Here is a 20,820-nt window from a genome sequence, read left to right as displayed (position 1 = left end):
AGACACCAGCGTTCTGGCCAAAATTTGCATGTCGAGGTGTGTTATCGCCCTAAGCCGCTTGCGAAACAAGCGGGTCATTCCCCAGAATTTCTCTTTTCCGCGCGGACGCGGGCACTGCCGCGTTTACCAAATCCGTTCCAGCGACAGGCTTTTCTATCACCTGTGTTATGCCGGCGTCCAGAAATTGCGCATGTCGTTCGGCGTCGCCGCCGCCCCACAACAAGGTGGAACGTAGATGGGGCTGTGCCCGGCAAAGGATTGTAAGGTCTTCCAATAGGGTATTCGTTGCGGTGGCAAGCGTCGCCTCGTCAATGACCAGTGCCGCGAACTGCTCCAATTCGAGTAGCTGCAGCGCCTCATCACCGTCCTTGGCGAATCGCACGCGATCGACCGCCGCTTCGAACAAGGTCCGCAGCATGGCCCGGGTGATCGGATTGCGCTCGACGATCAGCACCCCTGCCCCCGCTTCGCCCACCGGCGTCGCCGCCACCGGCGCTTCGGCGTGGACCAGCGGCAGGTCGATCGTGAAGGTCGATCCTGTGCCCGGCACACTTGCCACGAGGATTTCGCCGCCCAGCGCCTCGGCCAGGTTCCGACAGATCGTGAGGCCAAGGCCGGTACCGCCATATTGGCGGGTCGTGCTGGAATCCGCCTGCCGAAAGCTCTCGAAAATCTCCTCCAGCTTGTCCGCAGGGATGCCGATGCCCGTATCGGAAACCGCGATGCGCAGCCGATCGCCCTGGCTCTCCCGGCCCTGGGCCACCGCCACCTGCAGGCCGATCGCACCTTCCGAGGTGAACTTCAGCGCGTTGGAGAGAAGATTGAACAGCAACTGCCGCAACCGGCTCGGATCGCTGACGATCCAACCCGGCGCGTCCTCCAGGCGAACGTCGAACGCCAGCCCCTTCGCCTGCGCGGGATCGGTCCAGAGGCGCGCGACTTCTTCCGCAAGCGTGCGGAAGTCCATCGGCACCGGATCCACGCTGAGGTTGCCGCTCTCGATTTTCGCGACGTCGAGAATATCGTCGACCAGCGCCCGCATCGTCAGCCCGGCGCCCTGGACGACCTCCAGGCGATCGCGAATCTCTTCGCTCAGGGCTTGATCCGCCAGCATCACCTGCGTCATGCCCAGGATGCCGTTCAGCGGCGTACGGATCTCGTGGCTCGTCGTCGCGAGGAACTCGGTCTTCGCCCGCAGCGCCTTTTCGAGCGCGGTGTTGGTGGAAGCCAGCACCCTGTTGGCCGCCCGCACCTGATTGCGGCTGCGCCGGATCGTGAACAGGCCGAAGCTGAGCAGCAGTATGACGACCAGGGTGGCCAGACCGAGCGAGATGAACAGCACGCGCTGGAAATGGGCGGCCTTGCGCAGCTGCTCGGTCTTGAGCCGCTGGATGGTGAGTTCCTGGTTCGCATAATCGAAGCGTGCCGCCATCAGCGCGGCGCCGTTGGTCGTCGCGACCTTCGCCGCCTCATCGCTCAGCCGCTTCAGCGCCTCGAGGTGCCGGAGGGCCCGCTGGTCGTCACCGAGGCGGCGGTAGATGATATAGGCGATCTGATGGGGCGTACGATAATCCTGGGTAGTCGTCGCCAGATCGACGCCCTGGAACGTCTCTCCGATCAACGCCGCAGCCCGCTGCGGATTGCCCTCGTCGTTCGCAAGCTTCGCCGCAGTCGCGTTCAGCAGCCGCAACAAGCCGCCCGCGTCGCCGCCTTTCGCCAGTGCGAAGGCGCGGTCGAGCGTTGCATGCGCATTTTTCAGATCGCGCGCCTCGATCTGGTTGCGCGCCATATTGTCGAGAATGCGCGCCTCGAGCACCGGCTTGCCGAGCTTGCGCGCCAGGCGCACCGCCTCGGCATACTCCGCATCCGCTTCCCGATAGCGCTCGAGAACGAGCAGCACGTTGCCGCGGCTGTTGTGCAGGCTAAGCGACAGGATGTCGTCCCCGCCATACAGCAGCGAGGCCTGCCGGAAATAGCGTTCGGCACGATGATCATCATGCGCGATGACATAGAGGGAACCGATCGACTGCAGCGCCAGCGCCTGGCTGCGGACCTCGTGCAGCTGCTCGAAAATGCGGTAGGCGCGTTGAAACGCCGAAAGCGCCTCCGCAGCCTGATCGCGCATCATGTACAGGTTGCCCAGCGAGAGCAGCAGATCGCCCTTCACCCGTACCGGCGCCGCGATTGGCGCCACCGCCCGTTGCGCTTCCTCCAGCGAGGCCCGCGCCGCATCCATGTCGTCCGATCGCAACTGCAGCTCCGCGCGCAGCCACAGGGCCGTGGCGCGGATCAGCGCCCGCTGGGCGGGGTCTTGGGCTTGTGCGGCGGCCCGGTCGATCCGGTCGAGCAACGGCTTGGGATCGGCCGACTGGTCGACGATGCGGTCACGCGCCTGTCCCACCAGCCCGGCGACGTCGCGCGGCAGTTGCTGCGCCTGGGCGGATGCCGGCAGGGCGACGGCAAGCAGGACGGGAACAACAGCGCGGGCCACCAGGTGCCCGCCACGGTGGGTCACGCGCGGGTCCACGAACTTCCGGACCGGAGAAACACCGGACGGTTCGTCATCGTCTCGGCGAGCTGGTCCTGCTCGTCGAGATAGGTGCACAGCGCCGCAAAGGGCACCGGACGCGAGATCAGATACCCCTGGACGAGATCGCATCCCATGACGCTGAGCAGCGCCAGCGCCGCCGGGGTTTCGACGCCCTCCGCGGTGACTTCCATCTCGAGCGCATGGGCCAGATCGATGGTCGAACGCACGATCAGCGGGTCGCGATGGCTCGACGTCAGCTGCGTGATGAACATCTTGTCGATCTTCAGCTCCTTGGCAGGGAGCTGCTTCAGATAGGCAAGCGAGGAGAGCCCCGCGCCATAATCGTCGATCGCCAGCACCACGCCGTGATCGGCGAATTGCTGCAGGTGCCGGATCGCGCTTTCCGGATCCCGAATCACTGCCGTCTCGGTGATCTCGAAGCCCAGCTTCGCGGACGGATTGGCGGTGATGATCCCGCACACCTCGTCGACGAACGCCGCATTGGCGAGCAGCATGCCCGAGATGTTCAGGAACAGCGGAATATCGTGTCCATGCGCAGCCATGCGCCGCTGGTCGGAAATGACCTGACGGAGCGTCCACAAGGTCAGCGGCCCGATCTGGCCCGATTCCTCCGCGGCGGCAATGAAGTCGCCGGGCATGATCAGGCCACGCTCGGGATGCTGCCAGCGGATCAGCGCCTCGGCGCTCGACACGCGCTGCTGCCGTACGTTGATCTTCGGCTGGTAGTGCAGGAACATTTCCCCCGCGGCGATCGCCCGGGGCAGATCGGCAATGAGGGTCAACCGATCCACGGTGTGGTCCGCGAGGGAGAGATCGATGATCTCCAGCCCGCCCTCGTCGCCGGCGCGCCCAAGCGCGATTTCGGCGGCCTCGAGCAGGCGCAGCAGGTCCGTTTCGTCGCCCGGCGCACAGGCGGCACCGATCGCGAATTCGAGATGTGGTTCGCCAAGCAGCTCGCGCTGCTGAGAGTCGAGCGCGACGTGGAGCGACTGGAGCGCCGCGGTCACCGCGCCGCGGTCAGCGGCATTCAGGGAGAACTCGATCAGGTCGCGGCCGACGCCGATCAGTTCGCATTCCTCCGCGCTGTCGGTGATTCGAACCGCCAGCGCTTCGGCGGCACGATGCAGATCATTTTTGCCGAGAACACGGCGCGCTGTCTCGAAATTGGTCACGCGGCACAATGCCGTTACCTTCAAGCCCTGGCTCACCGAATGCCCTCCCGCCGCCTGTTCGGCCGCATACCGAATAATGAACAGATACGCGAAAAACTACCGTCTGATACAGAAACCCGCCCAAAAACCGACATTTGCCTGAATTTCCAGCCCCCCGCCGGCCTGCCCCGGCCGCTGCCGGCCCGCCCCCTGGCGCCGGGCGCAGAGGATTACGGAAAGTGACTGAAGGAAAGGTAAATGCACATCTTCGCATTCCCGCAGCTTTCCTCCTCCGCAGAATCCCCGATTGCGGGAAAGTAAATTTTTCATTAACGAAATGACTTGCGCGGAACAGCGCAGAAATGGGAGCCAAAAAAAATGACCTTCTTCACCCTCTTCTTCCGTGATGGCATCGGCGGCACCGAGATCCGTCCGCTCTGAACCCACAACGGGCCGGCCGGCGGCAACACGTCGCCGGCTGGCATCTGATCAAGAAAAAGGCCTGCCCCCGCAGGCCTTTTTTCTTTTGAGGCCAACGTGCTGGCGCAAATGCTGCACTGCGGTGGGTTGCGGTCGCGGCAAGTTCGGTTAAGAGCCTTGGTTGACCGCTGGCAACAGCATCTTCGGCACAGGGGAAAATCGTGCGCATTGCGATGATCGGCACGGGCTATGTGGGCCTGGTATCTGGAGCCTGCTTCTCGGACTTCGGCCATGAAGTCATCTGCGTCGACAAGGACGCGCGGAAGATCGAGCTGCTGCATCAGAATGTGATGCCCATCTACGAGCCGGGCCTTGCGGATCTGGTTGCCAGCAACGTGAAGGCCGGCCGCCTCTCCTTCACCACCGATCTCGCCGAAGGCGTAAAGGATGCCGATGCGGTGTTCATCGCCGTCGGCACGCCGAGCCGCCGCGGCGACGGCCATGCCGATCTCTCCTATGTCTTCGCCGCCGCGCGCGAGATCGCCGAGAACCTGACCAAGCCGAGCGTGATCGTCACCAAGTCGACCGTGCCGGTGGGCACCGGCGACGAGGTCGAGCGGATCATCGCCGAGGTCGCGCCCGACAGCGGCGCCAAGGTCGTATCCAACCCCGAATTCCTGCGCGAAGGCGCTGCGATCGAGGACTTCAAGCGCCCGGACCGCGTCGTCGTCGGCACCGATGACGAGTTCGCCCGTCAGGTGATGCGCGAGATCTACCGCCCGCTGTCGCTCAACCAGTCGGCCCCGGTGCTGTTCACCGGCCGTCGCACCAGCGAGCTGATCAAGTACGCCGCCAACGCCTTCCTCGCGGTGAAGATCACCTTCATCAACGAGATCGCGGACCTGTGCGAGCAGGTGGGCGCGGACGTGCAGGAAGTGTCGCGCGGCATCGGCATGGACAACCGCATCGGCGGCAAGTTCCTCCACGCAGGTCCTGGCTATGGCGGCTCGTGCTTCCCCAAGGACACGCTGGCGCTGATGAAGACCGCAGCCGACAACGAGACGCCGCTGCGCATCGTCGAGGCGACGGTGCAGGTGAACGACGCCCGCAAGCGCGCGATGGGTCGCAAGGTCATCAAGGCGATGGGCGGCGACGTGCGCGGCAAGACCGTCGGCATCCTCGGCCTGACCTTCAAGCCGAACACCGACGACATGCGCGACGCGCCGAGCCTGTCGATCATCGCCGCGCTGCAGGATGCCGGCGCGACGGTGAAGGCCTATGATCCGGAAGGCGTCGAGCAGGCGGCCAAGATGCTGACGGACGTCGAGTTCGTCGCGAATCCCTATGCGGCGGCCGAGGGTTCGGACGCGCTGGTGATCGTGACCGAGTGGGACGCGTTCCGCGCGCTCGACCTCACCCGCATCAAGAACAGCCTGAACAGCCCGGTGCTGGTCGACCTGCGCAACATCTATCCGCCCTCGGAGCTGGAGCGCGCCGGCCTGCAGTATACCGGCGTCGGCAAGCCGAGCCACGACTGATCCGCTGCCCGCCCCCGCCATCTGCAGCGGGGGCGGGTATGCCGCGCTAAACAATAACTAGATCGCGTGTGTGCCCGGGGCTTTTTACATGCCCCTCCATGCTGCAAATGAGCGCCATGGATTCCGCCACCGCATCCCCCTCGCCGCTGACCCATCTTCAGCGGCTCGAGGCAGAGAGCATCCACATCCTGCGCGAAGTCGTCGCCGAGGCCGAGCGGCCGGTGATGCTCTATTCGATCGGCAAGGACAGCGCGGTGATGCTGCACCTCGCGCGCAAGGCCTTCTTCCCGGCACCGCCCCCCTTCCCGCTGCTCCATGTCGACACGACGTGGAAGTTCAAGGCGATGTACGAACTGCGCGAGCGCTCGGCGGCCGCAGCCGGCATGGAGCTGCTGGTCCACCGGAATCCCGAAGCGATCGCGCGCGGCATCAATCCGTTCGATCATGGCGGGCTCCATACCGACCTGTGGAAGACCGAGGGGCTGAAGCAGGCGCTCGACAAATATGGCTTCGACGCGGCGTTCGGCGGCGCCCGGCGCGACGAGGAAAAGAGCCGCGCCAAGGAACGCATCTTCAGCTTCCGCACCGCATCGCACCGGTGGGACCCCAAGAACCAGCGGCCCGAGCTGTGGCGGCTGTACAATGCGCGCAAGGCCAAGGGCGAGAGCATCCGCGTGTTCCCGCTCTCCAATTGGACCGAGCTCGACATCTGGCAGTATATCCTCGCCGAGAAGATCGAGATCGTCCCCCTCTATTTCGCCGCCCCCCGCCCCACGGTGGAACGCGACGGCATGCTGCTGATGGTCGATGACGATCGCTTCCGCCTGCACCCCGGCGAAGTGCCGGTCGAACGCTCCATCCGCTTCCGCACGCTCGGCTGCTACCCGCTCACCGGCGCGGTGGAGAGCACGGCCGACACGCTGGAGAGCGTGATCCAGGAAATGCTGCTCACCACCACCAGCGAACGCCAGGGCCGCGCGATCGACCACGACCAGGCCGCCAGCATGGAGAAGAAGAAGCAGGAGGGGTATTTCTGATGACCGCCTATCGCCCCGACGCGCTGATCGCCTCCGACATCTCCGCCTATCTCGAACTGCACCAGCGCAAGTCGCTGCTGCGTTTCCTCACCTGCGGCTCGGTCGATGACGGCAAGTCGACGCTGATCGGCCGGCTGCTCTATGATTCGAAGCAGATCTTCGAGGACCAGCTCTCCGCGCTGGAAAATGACTCGAGGCGCGTCGGCACGCAGGGCCAGGCGATCGACTTCGCGCTGCTGGTCGACGGCCTCGCCGCCGAGCGCGAACAGGGCATCACGATCGACGTCGCCTATCGCTTCTTCGCGACCGAAAAGCGCAAGTTCATCGTCGCCGATACGCCGGGCCACGAGCAGTATACCCGCAACATGGTCACCGGCGCCTCGACCGCCGATCTCGCGGTGATCCTGATCGACGCGCGCAAGGGCGTACTCGCCCAGACCAAACGGCACAGCTTCCTCGCCCACCTGCTGGGCATCCGGCACCTCGTGGTGGCGGTGAACAAGATGGACCTGATCGACTATGATCAGGGCGTCTTCGACCGGATCGTCGATGCCTATGCCGAGTTCGCCCAGTCGATCGGCATCCAGGACTTCACCGCGATCCCGATCTCCGGCTTCCGGGGGGACAACGTCACCACCCGCAGCGACGCCATGCCGTGGTTCACCGGCCCGGTGCTGCTCGATCATCTCGAGACGGTGGAGGTCGATGCAGAGATCGATCGCATCAAGCCCTTCCGCATGCCCGTGCAGTGGGTGAACCGGCCCAATCTCGACTTTCGCGGTTTCGCCGGGCTGATCGCCAGCGGCACGGTGCGCCCGGGCGATCCGGTGCGCATCCTGCCCTCCGGCCGCACCAGCACGGTCGCGCGTATCGTGACGATGAACGGCGACAAGGACGTGGCCGTGGCGGGCGAATCCGTCACCCTCACCCTGGCGGACGAAATCGATTGCTCGCGCGGCGACGTGATCGCCACCGCCGATGCGCCCCCCCAGGCCGCCGACCAGTTCAAGGCGACGCTCGTCTGGATGGATCCGGCGGAGCTGCTGCCCGGCCGTGCCTATTGGCTCAAGCTCGGCACCCAGACGGTCAGTGCCGTCATTCGCGCGCCGGAATATGCGATCGACGTCAACACCATGGCCCGGGCACCCGCCAAGACGCTGGCGCTCAACGACATCGGCGTCGCCGAGATCGTCACCGATCGGGGAATCGTGTTCGAGCCCTATGCCGAGAGCCATGACCTCGGCGGCTTCATCCTGATCGACAAGCTGACCAACGCCACGGTCGGCGCGGGCATGCTCGATTTCGCGCTGCGCCGCGCACAGAATGTCCATTGGCAGGCGGTGGAGATCACCCGCGAGGCGCATGCCCAGCAAAAGGGCCAGCAACCGCGCCTGCTGTGGTTCACCGGCCTGTCCGGCTCGGGCAAGTCGACGATCGCAAACCTCGTGGAAAAGAAGCTGCACGCGCTCGGCAAGCACAGCTTCCTGCTCGACGGCGACAATATCCGCCACGGGCTCAACCGCGACCTCGGCTTCAGCGACCAGGACCGGGTGGAAAATATCCGCCGGATCGGCGAAGTTGCCAAGCTGATGACCGATGCCGGACTGATCGTGCTGACCGCCTTCATCTCGCCCTTCCGGGCGGAGCGGGCGATGGTGCGCTCGCTGCTGCCGGACGGCGAGTTCTTCGAGATTTTCGTGGACACGCCGATCGAGGAAGCCGAGCGCCGCGACGTGAAGGGCCTCTACAAGAAGGCGCGCGCCGGGGAGATCGCCAATTTCACCGGCATCTCCAGCCCCTATGAGCCGCCGCGCGCACCCGAGATCCACATCGACACCACCCGCACCACGCCCGAGGAAGCGGCCGAGCAGATCGTCGAGGCGATCATGGGCGTGTGGAGCCCCACGCTGTGAACGACGCCCAGCTCGCGCATGCCATTGCCGAGGAAGCGGGGGCGCTGCTGCTGCGCATCCAGGGCGAATGCGCAGGCGGCGCCCGCGGGGATGCGGAGGCCAACACGCTGATCCTCGATCGGCTGCGCGCTGCGCGGCCGGACGATGCGATCCTGTCCGAAGAATCGGCGGACGATCCCGTCCGCCTCGGCCGCAGCCGGGTGTGGATCATCGACCCGCTCGACGGCACCCGCGAATTTGCCGAGCGCCGCGAGGATTGGGCGGTGCACGTCGCGCTCGCGATTGACGGCGAACCTGCGGTGGGCGCGGTCGCGCTGCCCCGGCTCGGCCTGACGCTCGCCAGCGACACGCCGCCTGCCCTCGCGCCTGCGCAACAGCCCCCGCGCATGCTGGTCAGCCGCACCCGCGCCAGCCAGCTTTGCGCCGAGGTCGGCAGTTCGATCGGTGCGGTGCATGTCGGCATGGGCTCGGCAGGCGCCAAGGCGATGGCCGTGGTGCGCGGCGAGGCGGAGATCTACCTACATTCGGGCGGCCAGCATCAATGGGACAATTGCGCGCCGGTGGCGGTCGCGCTGGCAGCGGGGCTGCACGCGTCGCGCATCAACGGGACGCCGATCGTGTACAACCAGGCGAGCACCAGCGTGCCCGATCTGCTGATCTGCCGTCGCGAATGGGCGGCACCGGTGCTGGCGGCGGTAGCCGACTGCAATCGTTAGCATCGTTGAGAAAGCGTTACGGACAAACCCGGATGGGACTCACCCCGAATATTCGCCGCGCTGCGGTACGGCTATCTGAAGGGCACGCGAACGGCAGCGCTTCCCCCCGCTCCTTTCGCCGGTAACAGCGTATCGGCCGGCCCTGAACTGACGCAGGGCCCAGCCATTTGGAACAAGTCGGCGCACCTGCAAACCGATCCCCCTGCGGGGCGCCGACTTGTTTTCCGAGTACGAGAGAACTGCTTGCGCTTGACGGGCCGGTCCGCTTTCCTCCCTTGGCGGACCGGCCTCTTTGTTCAGAACGCGTAGGACAGGTTGAGCATGTAGGTGCGACCCACCTCGACATAGCCGCCCTTGCGATCCACCGAGAGCAGCGCCTTGCCGACCCCCGCCGTCGCCCAATAGCTATGCGCATCGAGCAGGTTCTGCACCGACACCCCTGCCGTGAGATGCTGGTTCACCGTGTAGCTGAGGATCGCGTTCATCGTGGAGACCGGCTGGACATAGGTGTCCGGCTGCGACGAGCGCAGGTCGTACAGCTTGTTGCCGGTGTAGTTGTAGTTCAGCGCGGCGTTGAAGGCGCCATGCACCCAGAACAGCTCGGTGTTGAACATCACCTGCGGCGCCTGCGGCATCCGCTGGCGACGATAGCCGTTCGAGACATACACCGTCGCATCCGCCCGCTGCAGCGTGACGTTGCCCTGGAAGCCGAGGCCGTCGAGGACAGCCGGCAGCCCCTTCAGGCTGTACCGCGCGAACAGTTCGACGCCGTACACGCTGCCCTTGCCGCTGGTGTCGAGCGTTTCGATCTCGACGCCGTCGGGCGAGAGTTGCTTGTTGGGCCCGGTCCACACGTTGAGGTCGCCGGTCGAGTTGGTCGACCCGGTCGAGAACATCACATGGTTCAGCCGCTTGTAGAACAGCGCCGCCGAGAACAGGTCGGTGCCTGCGCCCTTGTGCTCGATCGAGGTGTCGACGTTCCATGCCTCGACCGCATCGAGATTGGGGTTCGGCACGAAGATCGAGGTGATCTTGCCGCTGTCGTCGCGCGAGACGCTGGTCGGCCCGAGCAGCAGGTCGAACGCAGGGCGCGAATAGCTCTTGCGCACCGAGAAGCGGTACACGGTGTTCTCGCCCGGCCGGTAGGAGGCGATCAGGCTGGGGAGCCACTGGTCGTAGCTGCGGGCGCTGGTGGTGAAGCCCGAGGTCTTGCCATTGTCCTGCCAGTAGCGCCCCTGGAACCAGTTGTGCTCGAAGCGCAGGCCCGGGGTGATCGTCAGGCCGCCGAAGCTGAGATTGGCGAGCAGATAGCCGCTGGCGCGGTGCTCCTTGCCGTCGAGCCGGTTCTCCTGCAGCTTCACCGGATCGATGCCGGCGAGCTTGGAGAGCGACAGCTTGGCGTTCTGCGCCTCGATCCAGGCATGATCCGGGATGTAGAACGGCACCTGCACATCGTTCATGAAGCCGTTCAGCCGCTTGCCCGGCACCGCGGTCAGCTTGGTCTGGTTGGGATCGGTGGCGGTGAAGTCATATTCCAGCGCGCCGTCATCGCCGAGGCTGTTCGAATAGCGCTTGGACGCCTCGTACTTGCCGCCCGCCTGGATCGAGGAGAGGCCGCGATCGCCGAAGCGCCAGGTGCCGTCGAGCCGGCCTTCGAGCTTCGATTCCCACGAATCCTCGAACTGCGCCGTGGTGTAGGCCTGGGCGAAATTGTCGAGATTGGTGATCGTATTGCGGGCGTCGTCGGTCAGCACCACCTGCGGGTTGGTGCGATCCGCCAGGCCGGTGATCAGCTTGTACGTCGCCGGACCGGTGGCATTCGCGCCGATATAGGTCGGGCTGCCCCACTTGGCCTGGATGCGCAGCGGATAGCTGGTCGCACCGCGCGAATAGGCCCCGTTATAGTCGAGCGTCAGGTCCCCCAGCCGGCTCTCGCCGCCGATCTTGGTGGTGAACAGCCGCTGGTTGCTGTGCTCGGTCCGGAAGTAATTGGTGCCCCCCAGCCCGTACATCGCCAGATAGCCGGCGCTGTCATAGTTCGAGCCGAGCTTGTTGCCGGCATTGGGGTTGGTCTGCCCGGCGGTCAGGCCCACGCTGCGCGCGGCGGTCTGGTCCATCCAGTTCTTCAGGCGATATTCGCCATAGGTGGTGCGGGCGTACAGGTCGGTGCTGTCGCCCTTCCACTCCAGGTTCACCGTGCCGCCGAAGCGCTCGATCTTGTTCTGGAAGATGTTCCACTCGACGCCGACCGGCACCGCATTGGCAAGGTTGTCGCGCACCGCGCCGGGCACATTGCCGTTGAGCTTGGTGTAATCCTTGTGGATCGCCACCGACTCGCTGAAGATGTTCTTCTTGCCGTAATAGCCCGACGCATAGATGCCGAAATTGCCGAAGCGCTGGGCGGTTTCGAGCGCGATCGTGCCGCCCCAGGGATCCTGGTCGCGGGCAGCGGCGCGACCGGCGATCTGGCCCTGCGCGCGGATCTGGAAATGGTGCGCGCCGAAATCGAACGGCGAGGCGGTGCGCAGGTCGATCACGCCGGCGATGGCGTCGCCGTCCTGCGCCGCGGTCGGCGCCTTGTCGACGCGGACCTCGGAGAGTGCGAAGGGCGACAGCAGGTTCATCGAGATGGCGCGGGTGCGCGCATCGGTCTGCGCCAGGCGGACGCCATCGAGTTCATAGGCGTTGTACGCGGTGTCGAGGCCGCGGATCGACAGATACTGGGCCTCGCCGGTCGAGGCGGCGTTGCGCGACTGGTCGACCGAGGAATTGACGCCCGGCAGGCGCGTGAGCAGATCGGCCAGGTTCTGCTGCGGCTGCGCGCGCAGTTCCTCGCCCGATACGATGGTGACGAGCGAGGCGCTCTTCACCTGTTCCTCCTGCACGGTCCGAATCGCGGCGCGCTGGCCGGTGACGACGATCGTCTCGCCTTCGCGCGCCTGATCGTCATTGTCCGGCGTCGAAGCCGTGACGGGGTCTTCGCGCGATGCCGCGGCGAGCGCATTGCCCTGTGCGAGAAGTGCGACCGTGCCCCCGCCCAGGAGCAGCGCGATGCGCTTGTTCCAGTGTCCCATTGGTATGTCCTTCGCTGGATATTGGTGCCAGCCTGTTCCTGCTGGTCGCCGCCGCCGCTAGCCGCCGCCAACGGCTATTCGGCGTCCGGTCCATGGCATTTCCACTATGTTGGAATGACAGATTTGCTGCACCGCAGCACAAGAGACGGAAATCACGGGAATAATACCAATTATGAAATTGGTATTCTTTTTCGTCACACAGCTTTCACGTAGCCGGGCTAGCTTCCGCCGATGTCGATTTCTCCCGTCGCACGCATCGGCGCGCTTGCCGCGCTCGTCCTGTCGCCCGCTGCCGCGCAGGCGGCTCCGCCAAAGACGCCGCGGGTCGAACGGCTGATCCTGCTGATGCGCCACGGCGTGCGCGCACCGCTCAACGGCGAGGTGCCGCCCGCCACCCGCACCGGCAAGCCCTGGCCGCGCTGGGATGCGCCGGCCGAGCAGGTGACGCCGCACGGCGCCGCCGCGCTGCGCGCGCTCGCCAGGGCCGATCGCCGCTGGTTCGCCGCTGCCAGGCTGCTCCCTGCGCAAGGTTGCCCCGACCCCGCCGCGCTCCGACTGTGGACCAACAGCTCGCCACGCACGATCGCCAGCGGTGAGGCCTATGCCGCAGGCCTGGCGCCGGGCTGCACGCTCGCCGTCGGTCACAAGCCCGAGGGCACGAACGACCCGATCTTCGAGCCGCTCGGCGCGCACCCTGCGGCGTTCGACGCGCACCGCGCGGTGGACTCGATCAACCGCTTCACCGGCGGCGCCGAGGCGCTTACCCGGCACCACGCCGCCGGGCTGCAGCTGCTGGAACAGGTGCTCGCCTGCCCCGCCCCCCGGTGCAGCCCGGTCGAGCCCTCCGCGGTCCAGCCGAGCGCGGACGGCCATGGCATCGACCTCAAGGGTCCGATCCGCGCGGCTTCGGGCACCGCCCAGGTGCTGATGCTCCAATATCTCGAAGGGCTGCCGATGGCGCAGGTCGGCTGGGGGCGGGCGACGCCGGCGCGGCTGGAGGCGCTTGGGGCGGTCCATGGCGCGCTGTTCGACGTGTTCAGCCGGCCGCCGTACATGGCCGCCTTCCAGATGGCGCCGACGGTCGACCGCATCACCCAGGAGCTGACCGCCTCCAGCGGACCCAAGATCGACGTGCTGATCGGCCACGACACCAACGTCGCCGCGCTGGCGGCGGTGCTGGGCGTGCCGGTCAAGGCACCGGGCTTTGCGACCAATGATCCTTCCCCGGGCGGCGGCATCGCGATCGCGCTGGTCAAGGCGCCGAACGGAAGAGCAGCGGTCCGCCTCTGGTACCGCAGCCAGAGCGCCGCCGACATGCGTGCCGCCCGCGACCGCGCAGCATGGACCCCGCTGCGCCTGAAAGGGTGCGACGAGGGCCTCGAGCATCGCTGCGCGCTCCCGCAGTTCCTCAAGCGGCTGGAAGCAGCCACCGCACCGGCGCGCGGCTAGTCGGCGGTCAGGCCGGCGCCGGCTTCACCACCTAGCGAAGCGAATGACCAGGCAGCTTGCGACGGTCAGCCAGAGGACGAACGCGAGGCAGCGCGCCGCGCGCGCCGACAACACCCGCCCGTTGGACAGCCGGAGCGCCTGCTTGTTCCAAGTCCACCAGGTGAAGGCGCCATAGGGGAAGGTCGCGTACGCAATGGCGACGGCAGAGGTCGCCCATGCTGGTGCCCCCGCGCGCTGGATCATCCACGCCAGTGCGAGGGCCACGCCGCACAGCGGCACGATCAGGCATCCAAGGATCGGGCCGTAGGCCGCGAACTCGCCGACGTCCGCAATCGACCATGCCGGAAGTTCGTCCTCACCGTCGGGCATGCGCACCCGCCAGACACGTCATCCCGCTCACGCCGCGCGCGAGTAGGCCATTGCCCGGTAGCTGGCGAACAGCTCCTCGAAATGCTGGTCCATGGTCCGTGTGCCCGGCGCGTCGGCGGCGGCGCGCATGCGGTGGAACATCGGGGTGGTTTCGACGAACTGGGTCAGCGCATCGCGCAAGGATACCGGATCGGCGGCGCGATACAGCATGCCCTGCCCCTCGACGAACTGGTCGGCGGCACCGCCTTCGTCCGGCACGATCAGCGGCAGGCCGCTCGCCCGCGCCTCCGCCGCGACCATGCAGAAGGTCTCCGCCTCGCAGCCATGGACCAGGGCGTCCGAGCTTGCCAGCACGCGGGCGAGCTGCTCGCGGTTGCTGGTAGGTTCGAACAGCTGGGCGTGCGGGTTGCGGCCGATCGCGGTGATCACCTTCGATCGCGCGGTGCCCGTGCCGATCAGGATCAGCCCCATGGGATGCCGACCGGCCGCCGCCTCGGCCGCCTCGATCACCATCGGCCAGCGCTTCTCCGCCGCGAGACGACCAACGCCGATCAGCAGCGTCGCCTCGGGGCCGAGGCCACAGCTCGCCAGCAGTTCGGCGCGCAGCGTTTCGTCGCGCAGGCTCGGGCTGAAATAGCCGGGCTCCACCCCCATCGGGATCGTCACCACCTTGGTAAGGCCGCCTTCGGTCAGCCGCCGGGCGAGGTCACGCCCCGCCGTCACCACCTGGTCGAACCCGTCGTCCAGCCGGCGGAGATGCTGCCAGAAGGAGGAGAAGCCCTTGTCGATCGTCTCGCGGTTGGCGATCGTGCCGAACCAGCGATAGGCATAGGCGGCCAGCGGGTCCGCGTGCATCACCAGCGCGCGCGCGGCAGCGCCCTGCCAGCGCGCGACCATCGAGGCGCTGCGCCACGGCGACGAGGCCTCGACGAAATCGGGCCGCCAGCGGTCGAGCGCCGCGTGCAGCGCGGGCTCGTCGTCGAAATAGCGGTAGCGGCGGTCGAGCGGCAGCAATGGCGCGGGGATCGTCGCCAGGATGGCACCGTCGCGCTCTTCCAGGATTTCCTCACGCTCGCCGGGGGCGAGGATGACGATCTCGTGGCCCAGCTTGGCGCCGAGCTCCATCTTGCGGCGGACATAGGTTTTCACGCCGCCACCATAGGGGCTGTAGAAGGCGCAGACGTCGAGGATGCGCATCAATGCGTCTCCAGCAGTTCACGATATTGGCCGAAGCGGCCGCCCTTGGTGAGCGCAGCCAGCGTCTTGTCGATGCTCGTCAGCAGCGCCGGTACGGTGACGTCCCCCGGATGCACGCCCAGCCGCATCGCCGGGCGGCGCGGCAGCAGCGTGCGCGCGAGCGCGGCGACGGCGAGCGAGGAGGCGATCCGGCTCTTGCTGCGGCTGGCCCAGGTGATCACCGGCCCCTTGGCAAGCACGCGGTCCGCCTGCTGCGGCGCCCAGACGCGGAAATGATCCTCGGCCAGCGCGAAGCCCAGGTCGCGCAAGGCTTCGCGCGCACCGTCGCCATAGAGCCACGCCGGGGCGATGAAGCCGGTGACCGGGCGACCGATGATGTCCTCCACCAGCGCCCGGCCGCGCGCCATCCGGTCGCGCGCGGTGGCATAGTCCAGGCCGAGAAACTCGCCCTCGCCCGCGGTCATGTGCTTGGCCTTGAAACGCGCGCCGGCCGAGGCGTGCTCGGACACGTCGCGGTGGAACCAGCCGTGCAGGAACATCTCGATGCCGGAATCGGCCCAGGCGCGCAGCCGGGTGGCGAAAGGGCTGCCGGGGACCAGCGGGGCCGAGCCCCAATGGTCCGGCACCACCAGCATCGCGTAGCGGGGAGCGCCGATATGCTTCAGGAACAGCTCGGAAAGCTGGTCGACCGCACCCTCGGAACGGGGCCCGACATCATGGATCGATGCGAGGAGGCTGGGGCTTCGAGGCCCTTGGGGGCGGGTGGTTGCGGTCATCGGATCGTTCTTTGCTGCGAGTGCGAGCGATATAGACCGCCGGAACAGGGCGGCAAGCGGGCCGAATCTCGTCTTTTTCTAACGCACGGAACGCAAAGCATTAAACGACGCGGGAGCGGCACATCCACACGAACGGTGCCACATTTTCATGGTCCGGGCCAGCGCTGCCGCCGTTTCCTCCCCCGGATGGAGGGGAGGAAACCCCATCTCACTCCACCGTCACCGACTTGGCCAGGTTGCGCGGCTGGTCCACATCGGTGCCCTTGGCGACGGCGACATGGTACGCCAGCAACTGCACCGGCACCGCATACACCAGCGGCGCGATCAGCGGATGGACCTTGGGCATGGTGATGGTGGCGATGCAGCCGTCGCCGGCCGCCTGGATGCCGTCATAGTCCGAGATCAGCACCACCTTGCCGCCGCGCGCCTGCACTTCCTGCATGTTGCTGACGGTCTTGTCGAACAGCGGGCCCGAAGGCGCGATCACGATCACCGGCACGGCATCGTCGATCAGCGCGATCGGCCCATGCTTCATCTCGCCCGCCGCATAGCCCTCGGCGTGGATGTAGCTGATTTCCTTCAGCTTCAGCGCGCCTTCCAGCGCCAGCGGATAATCGGTGCCGCGCCCCAGATACAGCACGTCGCGCGCCGCCGCGATCACGCCCGCCATCGCCTGGATCGATTCGTCATAGGCAAGTGCCGCGTTGAGCGAGGCCGGCGCCTCGCCCAGATGGCGGACGATGCGGCGTTCCTCCGCCTCGTCCATCCGGCCCTTGGCCTTGGCCAGATTGGCCGCCAGCGCCGCCAGCACCGCCAGCTGGCAGGTGAACGCCTTGGTCGAGGCGACGCCGATCTCCGGGCCGGCATGGGTGGGCAGCAGCAGGTCCGCCTCGCGCGCCATCGAGCTGGTCGGCACGTTGACCACGGCGGCGATCGTCTGCCCCTCGCTGCGGGCATGGCGGAGGGCTGCCAGCGTGTCCGCCGTCTCGCCCGACTGGCTGATGACGATCATCAGCCCGCCTTCTTCCATCACCGGGGCGCGGTAGCGGAACTCGGAGGCGACATCGATGTCGACCGGCACGCGGGCGAACTGCTCGAACCAGTATTTCGCCACCATGCCCGCATAATAGCTGGTGCCGCAGGCGACGATCGTCACGCGCTTGATCGCGGAGAGATCGAAGTCCGGGATCGGCAGCGTCACCTTCTCCTCCATGCGCTGGAGGTAGGAGCGCAGCGTCTGCGCGACGACGATCGGCTGCTCGTAGATCTCCTTCAGCATATAGTGCCGATGGTTGCCCTTGGAGATCAGCTCGCCGGTGACGCCCGAGATGGTGATCGGCCGCTCGACGGGATTGTTGTCGCGGTCGTAAATATCGGCGCCGTCACGCGTGATGACGACCCAGTCGCCCTCTTCCAGATAGGAGATCCGCTGGGTGAGCGGCGCCAGCGCCAGCGCGTCCGAACCCAGATAGGTCTCGCCCTCGCCATAGCCGACGACCAGCGGCGAGCCGAGCCGCGCGCCGATCAGCAGGTCGGGGTGCTGACGAAACAGGATGGCGAGCGCGAAGGCGCCGTGGAGGCGCGGCAATACCTCGCGCACCGCATCGGCCGGGGCCATGCCGGCCTCGACCTTCTCGCTCACCAGATGGGCGACGACTTCGGTGTCGGTCTCGCTGGTGAAGGTGCGGCCGCGCGCGGTGAGTTCCTCGCGCAGCGCCTTGAAATTCTCGATGATGCCGTTGTGGACCAGCGCGACTTCGCCGGTGGCGTGGGGGTGCGCGTTGTTGGTGGTCGGGCCGCCATGCGTCGCCCAGCGGGTGTGGGCGATGCCGGTGGTGCCGGGCAGCGGATGCGCGGCGAGTTCCTTGCCGAGATTGACCAGCTTGCCCGAGGCGCGGCGGCGCTCGATCTTCCCGTCTACGTCCGTGGCGATGCCGGCCGAATCATAGCCGCGATATTCCAGCCGCTTCAGGCCTTCGAACAGGCGCTCCGCGACGTCTTCCTTGCCCACGATTCCTACGATTCCGCACATGGCATCGGCCCTCCTGCCCCTGCCCTAGCGCGGGCGGGTGGCCGCCGCTAGCCGGGCTATACTGACGGAGGGGTGAACAGCACTATGCCCCCTGACAGCATGGTGCGACGTTCCGCAGGGTTCGCCGTCACCGGCTCGCAGGTTTGAAGAGAGGTCGCTCCCATGTTCCGTCGCAACGCCGCGTTGTTCGCCCTCCTGCTGCCGCTGGCCGGTTGCGGCGCCGCCGACCGCGCCGAGGCGCCGGTGAACGAAACGCTACCGACCCGCCAGACGACCGCAAGCGAGGCGCCGGCGACCCCCGTCCCGAGCCCTTCGACAACGGCGACAGCGACCGCAATGACGACCCGCAGCTGTGCCGCCGAGATCGGCGCGACGGCAGCGGCCAAGCGCGTGAAGATCTGCATCGACGTCTCGCCCGCAACGCATCCACCCTGCAACGCCGCCAATAGCTGCGCGATGATCGAGGACGAGATTGCGCGGAGCTGTGCGCTGTTCGACGGCGACGGACAGCCGATACCGGGCTGCACCGTCGATCCGAAGCGTTCGCAGGCCGCCGCCGACGTGGTGCGCCGCTATTATGCCGCGCTCGATGCGCGCGACTTCGGCACTGCCTGGACGCAATGGGGCGACGACGGCAAGCCGGGCCAAACGCTGCAGGCGTTCGAGGACGGCTTCGCCCATACCCGCGCGACGCGGGTGACGATCGGCACGCTCGGGCCCAGCGAGGGCGCTGCGGGATCGATCTACTAGACGGTGCCGGTCACGGTGGAAGCGACCCTGGACGACGGCACCGCCCAGCGTTTCACCGGCACCTACACCGTGCGCCGGGTCAACGATGTCGACGGCGCGTCCGCGTCCCAGTTGCGCTGGCACCTCGATTCCGCGCAGTTGCGCCCGGCCGCCGCGCGGTAGCGGCAGCCGGCACCGCCCGCCTCAGTGCGGAAAATTGGTGTCGATGAAGATCCGGGTGAACTCGCCGGGATCGGGCTCGTGCCCCTGCGCCTCGACGAACTTCTGCCGCCCGTTCTGCCACACTTCGAGGATGGCGCCCTGCATCCCGTCCTGGAACCCCAGCTTGTCCTCGACGATGCCGCGCCAGGGGCCCTCGGCTTCGAACAGACGGTGCAGGTGCGGCTCGATCGATGTCAGCTCCGCATCCGCATCGGGCGGGAGATGGCCGATCGCGTCGAGCACATAGCAGTCGAGCAGCTTGAGGAACGGCTTGTCGGTGTAGCGATCGGTCATCTGGCGGCCTTTCGTGCCTTCATGGTCGCACGGAAGGTCGTGGCCCAGCCCTGCTTCTTCAATGTTTCCGGCCGGGTGACGGCGAGCGCATCGGCCTCCACGTCGCGGGTGATCACCGATCCCGCGCCGATGATCGCGCCGGCGCCGATCGTCACGGGGGCGACCAGCGCGCTGTTCGATCCGATGAACGCGCCTTCGCCGATCACCGTCTTCTGCTTGAGATAGCCGTTGTAATTGCAGGTGATCGTGCCCGCGCCGATGTTCGCGCCGGCGCCGATACTGGCATCGCCCAGATAGGTGAGGTGGTTGGCCTTGGCGCCGCGGCCCAGCACCGCGTTCTTCAGCTCGACGAAATTGCCGACATGGCTGTCCGCCTCCAGCACCGCGCCGGGCCGCAGCCGGGCATAGGGGCCGACGGTCGCGCCGCTGGCGATGGTCGCGCCCTCGATATGGCTGAACGCGCGCAGCACCACGCCGTCCGCCACGGAGACGCCGGGGCCGAACACCACGTTGGGCTCGATCGTCACGTCGCGGCCGATCTGCGTGTCATGGGCGAACCACACCGTTTCCGGCGCGATCAGGGTCGCCCCCTCCACCATCGCGCGGGCGCGCCGGGCCTGCTGCCATTCCGCCTCCAGCGCCGCCAGCTCGCCGCGGCTGTTGACGCCGGTGACTTCGGTGGCGCCGGTCTCGATCACGGCGGCGACCCGGCCGTCGCCGTTCGCCAGCTCGACGATGTCGGTGAGGTAATATTCGCCCGCTGCGTTGTCGCTGGTCACCCGCTCGAGCAGCGCGAACAGATCGGCGCCGCGCACCGCCATCAGCCCCGAATTGCACAGGGTCACCGCGCGCTCCTCCGGCGTGGCGTCCTTATACTCGACGATCTTCGACAGGCGATCGCCGCTCTCGACGATCAGCCGGCCATAGGCACCCGGATCGGCGGGGCGGAAGCCCAGCACGACCACGGCGGGCGCGTCCGCGCCATGCAACCGCGCGACCATCCGCTGCATCGTCGCGGTGGTGACCAGCGGCACGTCGCCATAGAGGATCAGCACGTCACCCTCGAAGCCGGCCAGCGCCGCCTTCGCCTGCAGCACCGCATGGCCGGTGCCGAGCTGCTCGGCCTGGTGCGCCGTCTCCGCCCCCAGCGGCGTCACCGCAGCCTCGACCTGCTCGCGGCCCGCGCCGACCACCACGACCTCGCGCGCGGCGCCCAGCGCCTTCACGCTGTCGATCAGGTGGAGCAACATCGGCCGCCCCGCGATCGGATGGAGCACCTTGTGGGTATCGGATTTCATCCGCGTGCCCTTGCCGGCGGCGAGGATGATCGCGGCGATGGGTGCAGTCACGTG

At 67.0% G+C, this 20,820-nt stretch carries 16 protein-coding genes; 7 read left to right on the top strand and 9 right to left on the bottom strand.

All coding sequences use genetic code 11. The annotated features are described in order from the left end of the window. Positions 1–49: 49 nt before the first annotated feature. A complete protein-coding gene (locus tag SPI01S_RS11960) occupies positions 50–2,491 on the bottom strand; it encodes an ATP-binding protein (RefSeq protein WP_157084662.1) in 2,442 nt (813 codons plus the stop codon). A 20-nt stretch (positions 2,492–2,511) separates the two neighbouring features. Further along, a complete protein-coding gene (locus tag SPI01S_RS11955) occupies positions 2,512–3,759 on the bottom strand; it encodes a putative bifunctional diguanylate cyclase/phosphodiesterase (RefSeq protein WP_245653572.1) in 1,248 nt (415 codons plus the stop codon). Between the two features lie 584 nt (positions 3,760–4,343). On the opposite strand from SPI01S_RS11955, the gene SPI01S_RS11950 reads away from it, so the two are divergent. From SPI01S_RS11950 to SPI01S_RS11935, 4 genes are all read left to right on the top strand, one after another. After that, a complete protein-coding gene (locus SPI01S_RS11950; protein ID WP_066722428.1) occupies positions 4,344–5,660 on the top strand; it encodes a UDP-glucose dehydrogenase family protein in 1,317 nt (438 codons plus the stop codon). Positions 5,661–5,776: 116 nt separating this feature from the next. Beyond that, entirely contained in the window at positions 5,777–6,697 is a 921-nt protein-coding gene (gene cysD, locus SPI01S_RS11945) for a sulfate adenylyltransferase subunit CysD (protein ID WP_066722615.1), read from the top strand. Beyond that, positions 6,697–8,610, top strand: a complete 1,914-nt coding sequence (cysN, locus tag SPI01S_RS11940; RefSeq protein WP_066722422.1) for a sulfate adenylyltransferase subunit CysN — start codon at positions 6,697–6,699, stop codon at positions 8,608–8,610. The genes cysD and cysN overlap by 1 nt, the downstream gene beginning before the upstream one ends. Next, positions 8,607–9,326, top strand: a complete 720-nt coding sequence (locus SPI01S_RS11935; protein WP_084253430.1) for a 3'(2'),5'-bisphosphate nucleotidase CysQ — start codon at positions 8,607–8,609, stop codon at positions 9,324–9,326. The genes cysN and SPI01S_RS11935 overlap by 4 nt, the downstream gene beginning before the upstream one ends. Positions 9,327–9,622: 296 nt before the next feature. Here SPI01S_RS11935 and SPI01S_RS11930 read toward each other — a convergent pair whose 3' ends face one another. Next, positions 9,623–12,400, bottom strand: a complete 2,778-nt coding sequence (locus SPI01S_RS11930) for a TonB-dependent receptor (RefSeq protein ID WP_066722417.1) — start codon at positions 12,398–12,400, stop codon at positions 9,623–9,625. Positions 12,401–12,631: 231 nt separating this feature from the next. On the opposite strand from SPI01S_RS11930, the gene SPI01S_RS11925 reads away from it, so the two are divergent. Continuing rightward, a complete protein-coding gene (locus SPI01S_RS11925) occupies positions 12,632–13,849 on the top strand; it encodes a histidine-type phosphatase (RefSeq protein ID WP_066722416.1) in 1,218 nt (405 codons plus the stop codon). A gap of 24 nt (positions 13,850–13,873) precedes the next feature. Here the strand turns inward: SPI01S_RS11925 and SPI01S_RS11920 are convergent, their stop codons facing one another. From SPI01S_RS11920 to glmS, 4 genes are all read right to left on the bottom strand, one after another. Continuing rightward, entirely contained in the window at positions 13,874–14,218 is a 345-nt protein-coding gene (locus tag SPI01S_RS11920) for a hypothetical protein (protein WP_066722414.1), read from the bottom strand. 27 nt (positions 14,219–14,245) lie between these two features. Further along, positions 14,246–15,415, bottom strand: coding sequence for a glycosyltransferase (locus tag SPI01S_RS11915; protein WP_066722413.1), 1,170 nt, complete (start codon positions 15,413–15,415; stop codon positions 14,246–14,248). Beyond that, complete coding sequence (locus SPI01S_RS11910; protein WP_066722410.1) at positions 15,415–16,191, bottom strand: DUF2334 domain-containing protein; 777 nt, start codon at positions 16,189–16,191, stop codon at positions 15,415–15,417. The genes SPI01S_RS11915 and SPI01S_RS11910 overlap by 1 nt, the downstream gene beginning before the upstream one ends. 208 nt (positions 16,192–16,399) lie before the next feature. Then, positions 16,400–18,223, bottom strand: coding sequence for a glutamine--fructose-6-phosphate transaminase (isomerizing) (gene glmS / locus SPI01S_RS11905; protein ID WP_066722408.1), 1,824 nt, complete (start codon positions 18,221–18,223; stop codon positions 16,400–16,402). Positions 18,224–18,385: 162 nt separating this feature from the next. Here glmS and SPI01S_RS11900 point away from each other — a divergent pair, with 162 nt between their 5' ends. Both SPI01S_RS11900 and SPI01S_RS23045 read left to right on the top strand, forming a co-directional pair. Continuing rightward, a complete protein-coding gene (locus SPI01S_RS11900; protein WP_245653571.1) occupies positions 18,386–18,973 on the top strand; it encodes a hypothetical protein in 588 nt (195 codons plus the stop codon). Between the two features lie 15 nt (positions 18,974–18,988). Continuing rightward, complete coding sequence (locus SPI01S_RS23045) at positions 18,989–19,135, top strand: hypothetical protein (RefSeq protein ID WP_245653570.1); 147 nt, start codon at positions 18,989–18,991, stop codon at positions 19,133–19,135. A gap of 21 nt (positions 19,136–19,156) precedes the next feature. Here SPI01S_RS23045 and SPI01S_RS11895 read toward each other — a convergent pair whose 3' ends face one another. Beyond that, the gene (locus tag SPI01S_RS11895; RefSeq protein ID WP_066722406.1) at positions 19,157–19,468 is read right to left on the bottom strand and encodes a hypothetical protein; all 312 of its coding nucleotides are present in this window, start codon (positions 19,466–19,468) and stop codon (positions 19,157–19,159) included. Continuing rightward, on the bottom strand, positions 19,465–20,817 hold the full coding sequence (gene glmU / locus SPI01S_RS11890; protein WP_084253429.1) for a bifunctional UDP-N-acetylglucosamine diphosphorylase/glucosamine-1-phosphate N-acetyltransferase GlmU: 1,353 nt from the start codon (positions 20,815–20,817) through the stop codon (positions 19,465–19,467). The genes SPI01S_RS11895 and glmU overlap by 4 nt, the downstream gene beginning before the upstream one ends. Positions 20,818–20,820 lie beyond the last annotated feature (3 nt).

The sequence above is a fragment of the Sphingomonas pituitosa NBRC 102491 genome (assembly GCF_001598435.1).
GTDB classification, from domain to species: Bacteria; Pseudomonadota; Alphaproteobacteria; order Sphingomonadales; family Sphingomonadaceae; genus Sphingomonas; species Sphingomonas pituitosa.
Note: the sequence above shows the minus strand (reverse complement) of the source record. Positions and strands in the feature narration are given on the sequence as shown.

Coding starts and splice junctions, on each gene's coding strand:
- SPI01S_RS11920 (WP_066722414.1), bottom strand. CDS start 14,218: ATGCCCGACGGTGAGGACGAACTTCCGGCATGGTCGATTGCGGACGTC.
- SPI01S_RS11895 (WP_066722406.1), bottom strand. CDS start 19,468: ATGACCGATCGCTACACCGACAAGCCGTTCCTCAAGCTGCTCGACTGC.
- cysN (WP_066722422.1), top strand. CDS start 6,697: ATGACCGCCTATCGCCCCGACGCGCTGATCGCCTCCGACATCTCCGCC.
- SPI01S_RS11915 (WP_066722413.1), bottom strand. CDS start 15,415: ATGCGCATCCTCGACGTCTGCGCCTTCTACAGCCCCTATGGTGGCGGC.
- SPI01S_RS11900 (WP_245653571.1), top strand. CDS start 18,386: ATGTTCCGTCGCAACGCCGCGTTGTTCGCCCTCCTGCTGCCGCTGGCC.
- cysD (WP_066722615.1), top strand. CDS start 5,777: ATGGATTCCGCCACCGCATCCCCCTCGCCGCTGACCCATCTTCAGCGG.
- SPI01S_RS11925 (WP_066722416.1), top strand. CDS start 12,632: ATGTCGATTTCTCCCGTCGCACGCATCGGCGCGCTTGCCGCGCTCGTC.
- SPI01S_RS11930 (WP_066722417.1), bottom strand. CDS start 12,400: ATGGGACACTGGAACAAGCGCATCGCGCTGCTCCTGGGCGGGGGCACG.
- SPI01S_RS11910 (WP_066722410.1), bottom strand. CDS start 16,191: ATGACCGCAACCACCCGCCCCCAAGGGCCTCGAAGCCCCAGCCTCCTC.
- glmS (WP_066722408.1), bottom strand. CDS start 18,223: ATGTGCGGAATCGTAGGAATCGTGGGCAAGGAAGACGTCGCGGAGCGC.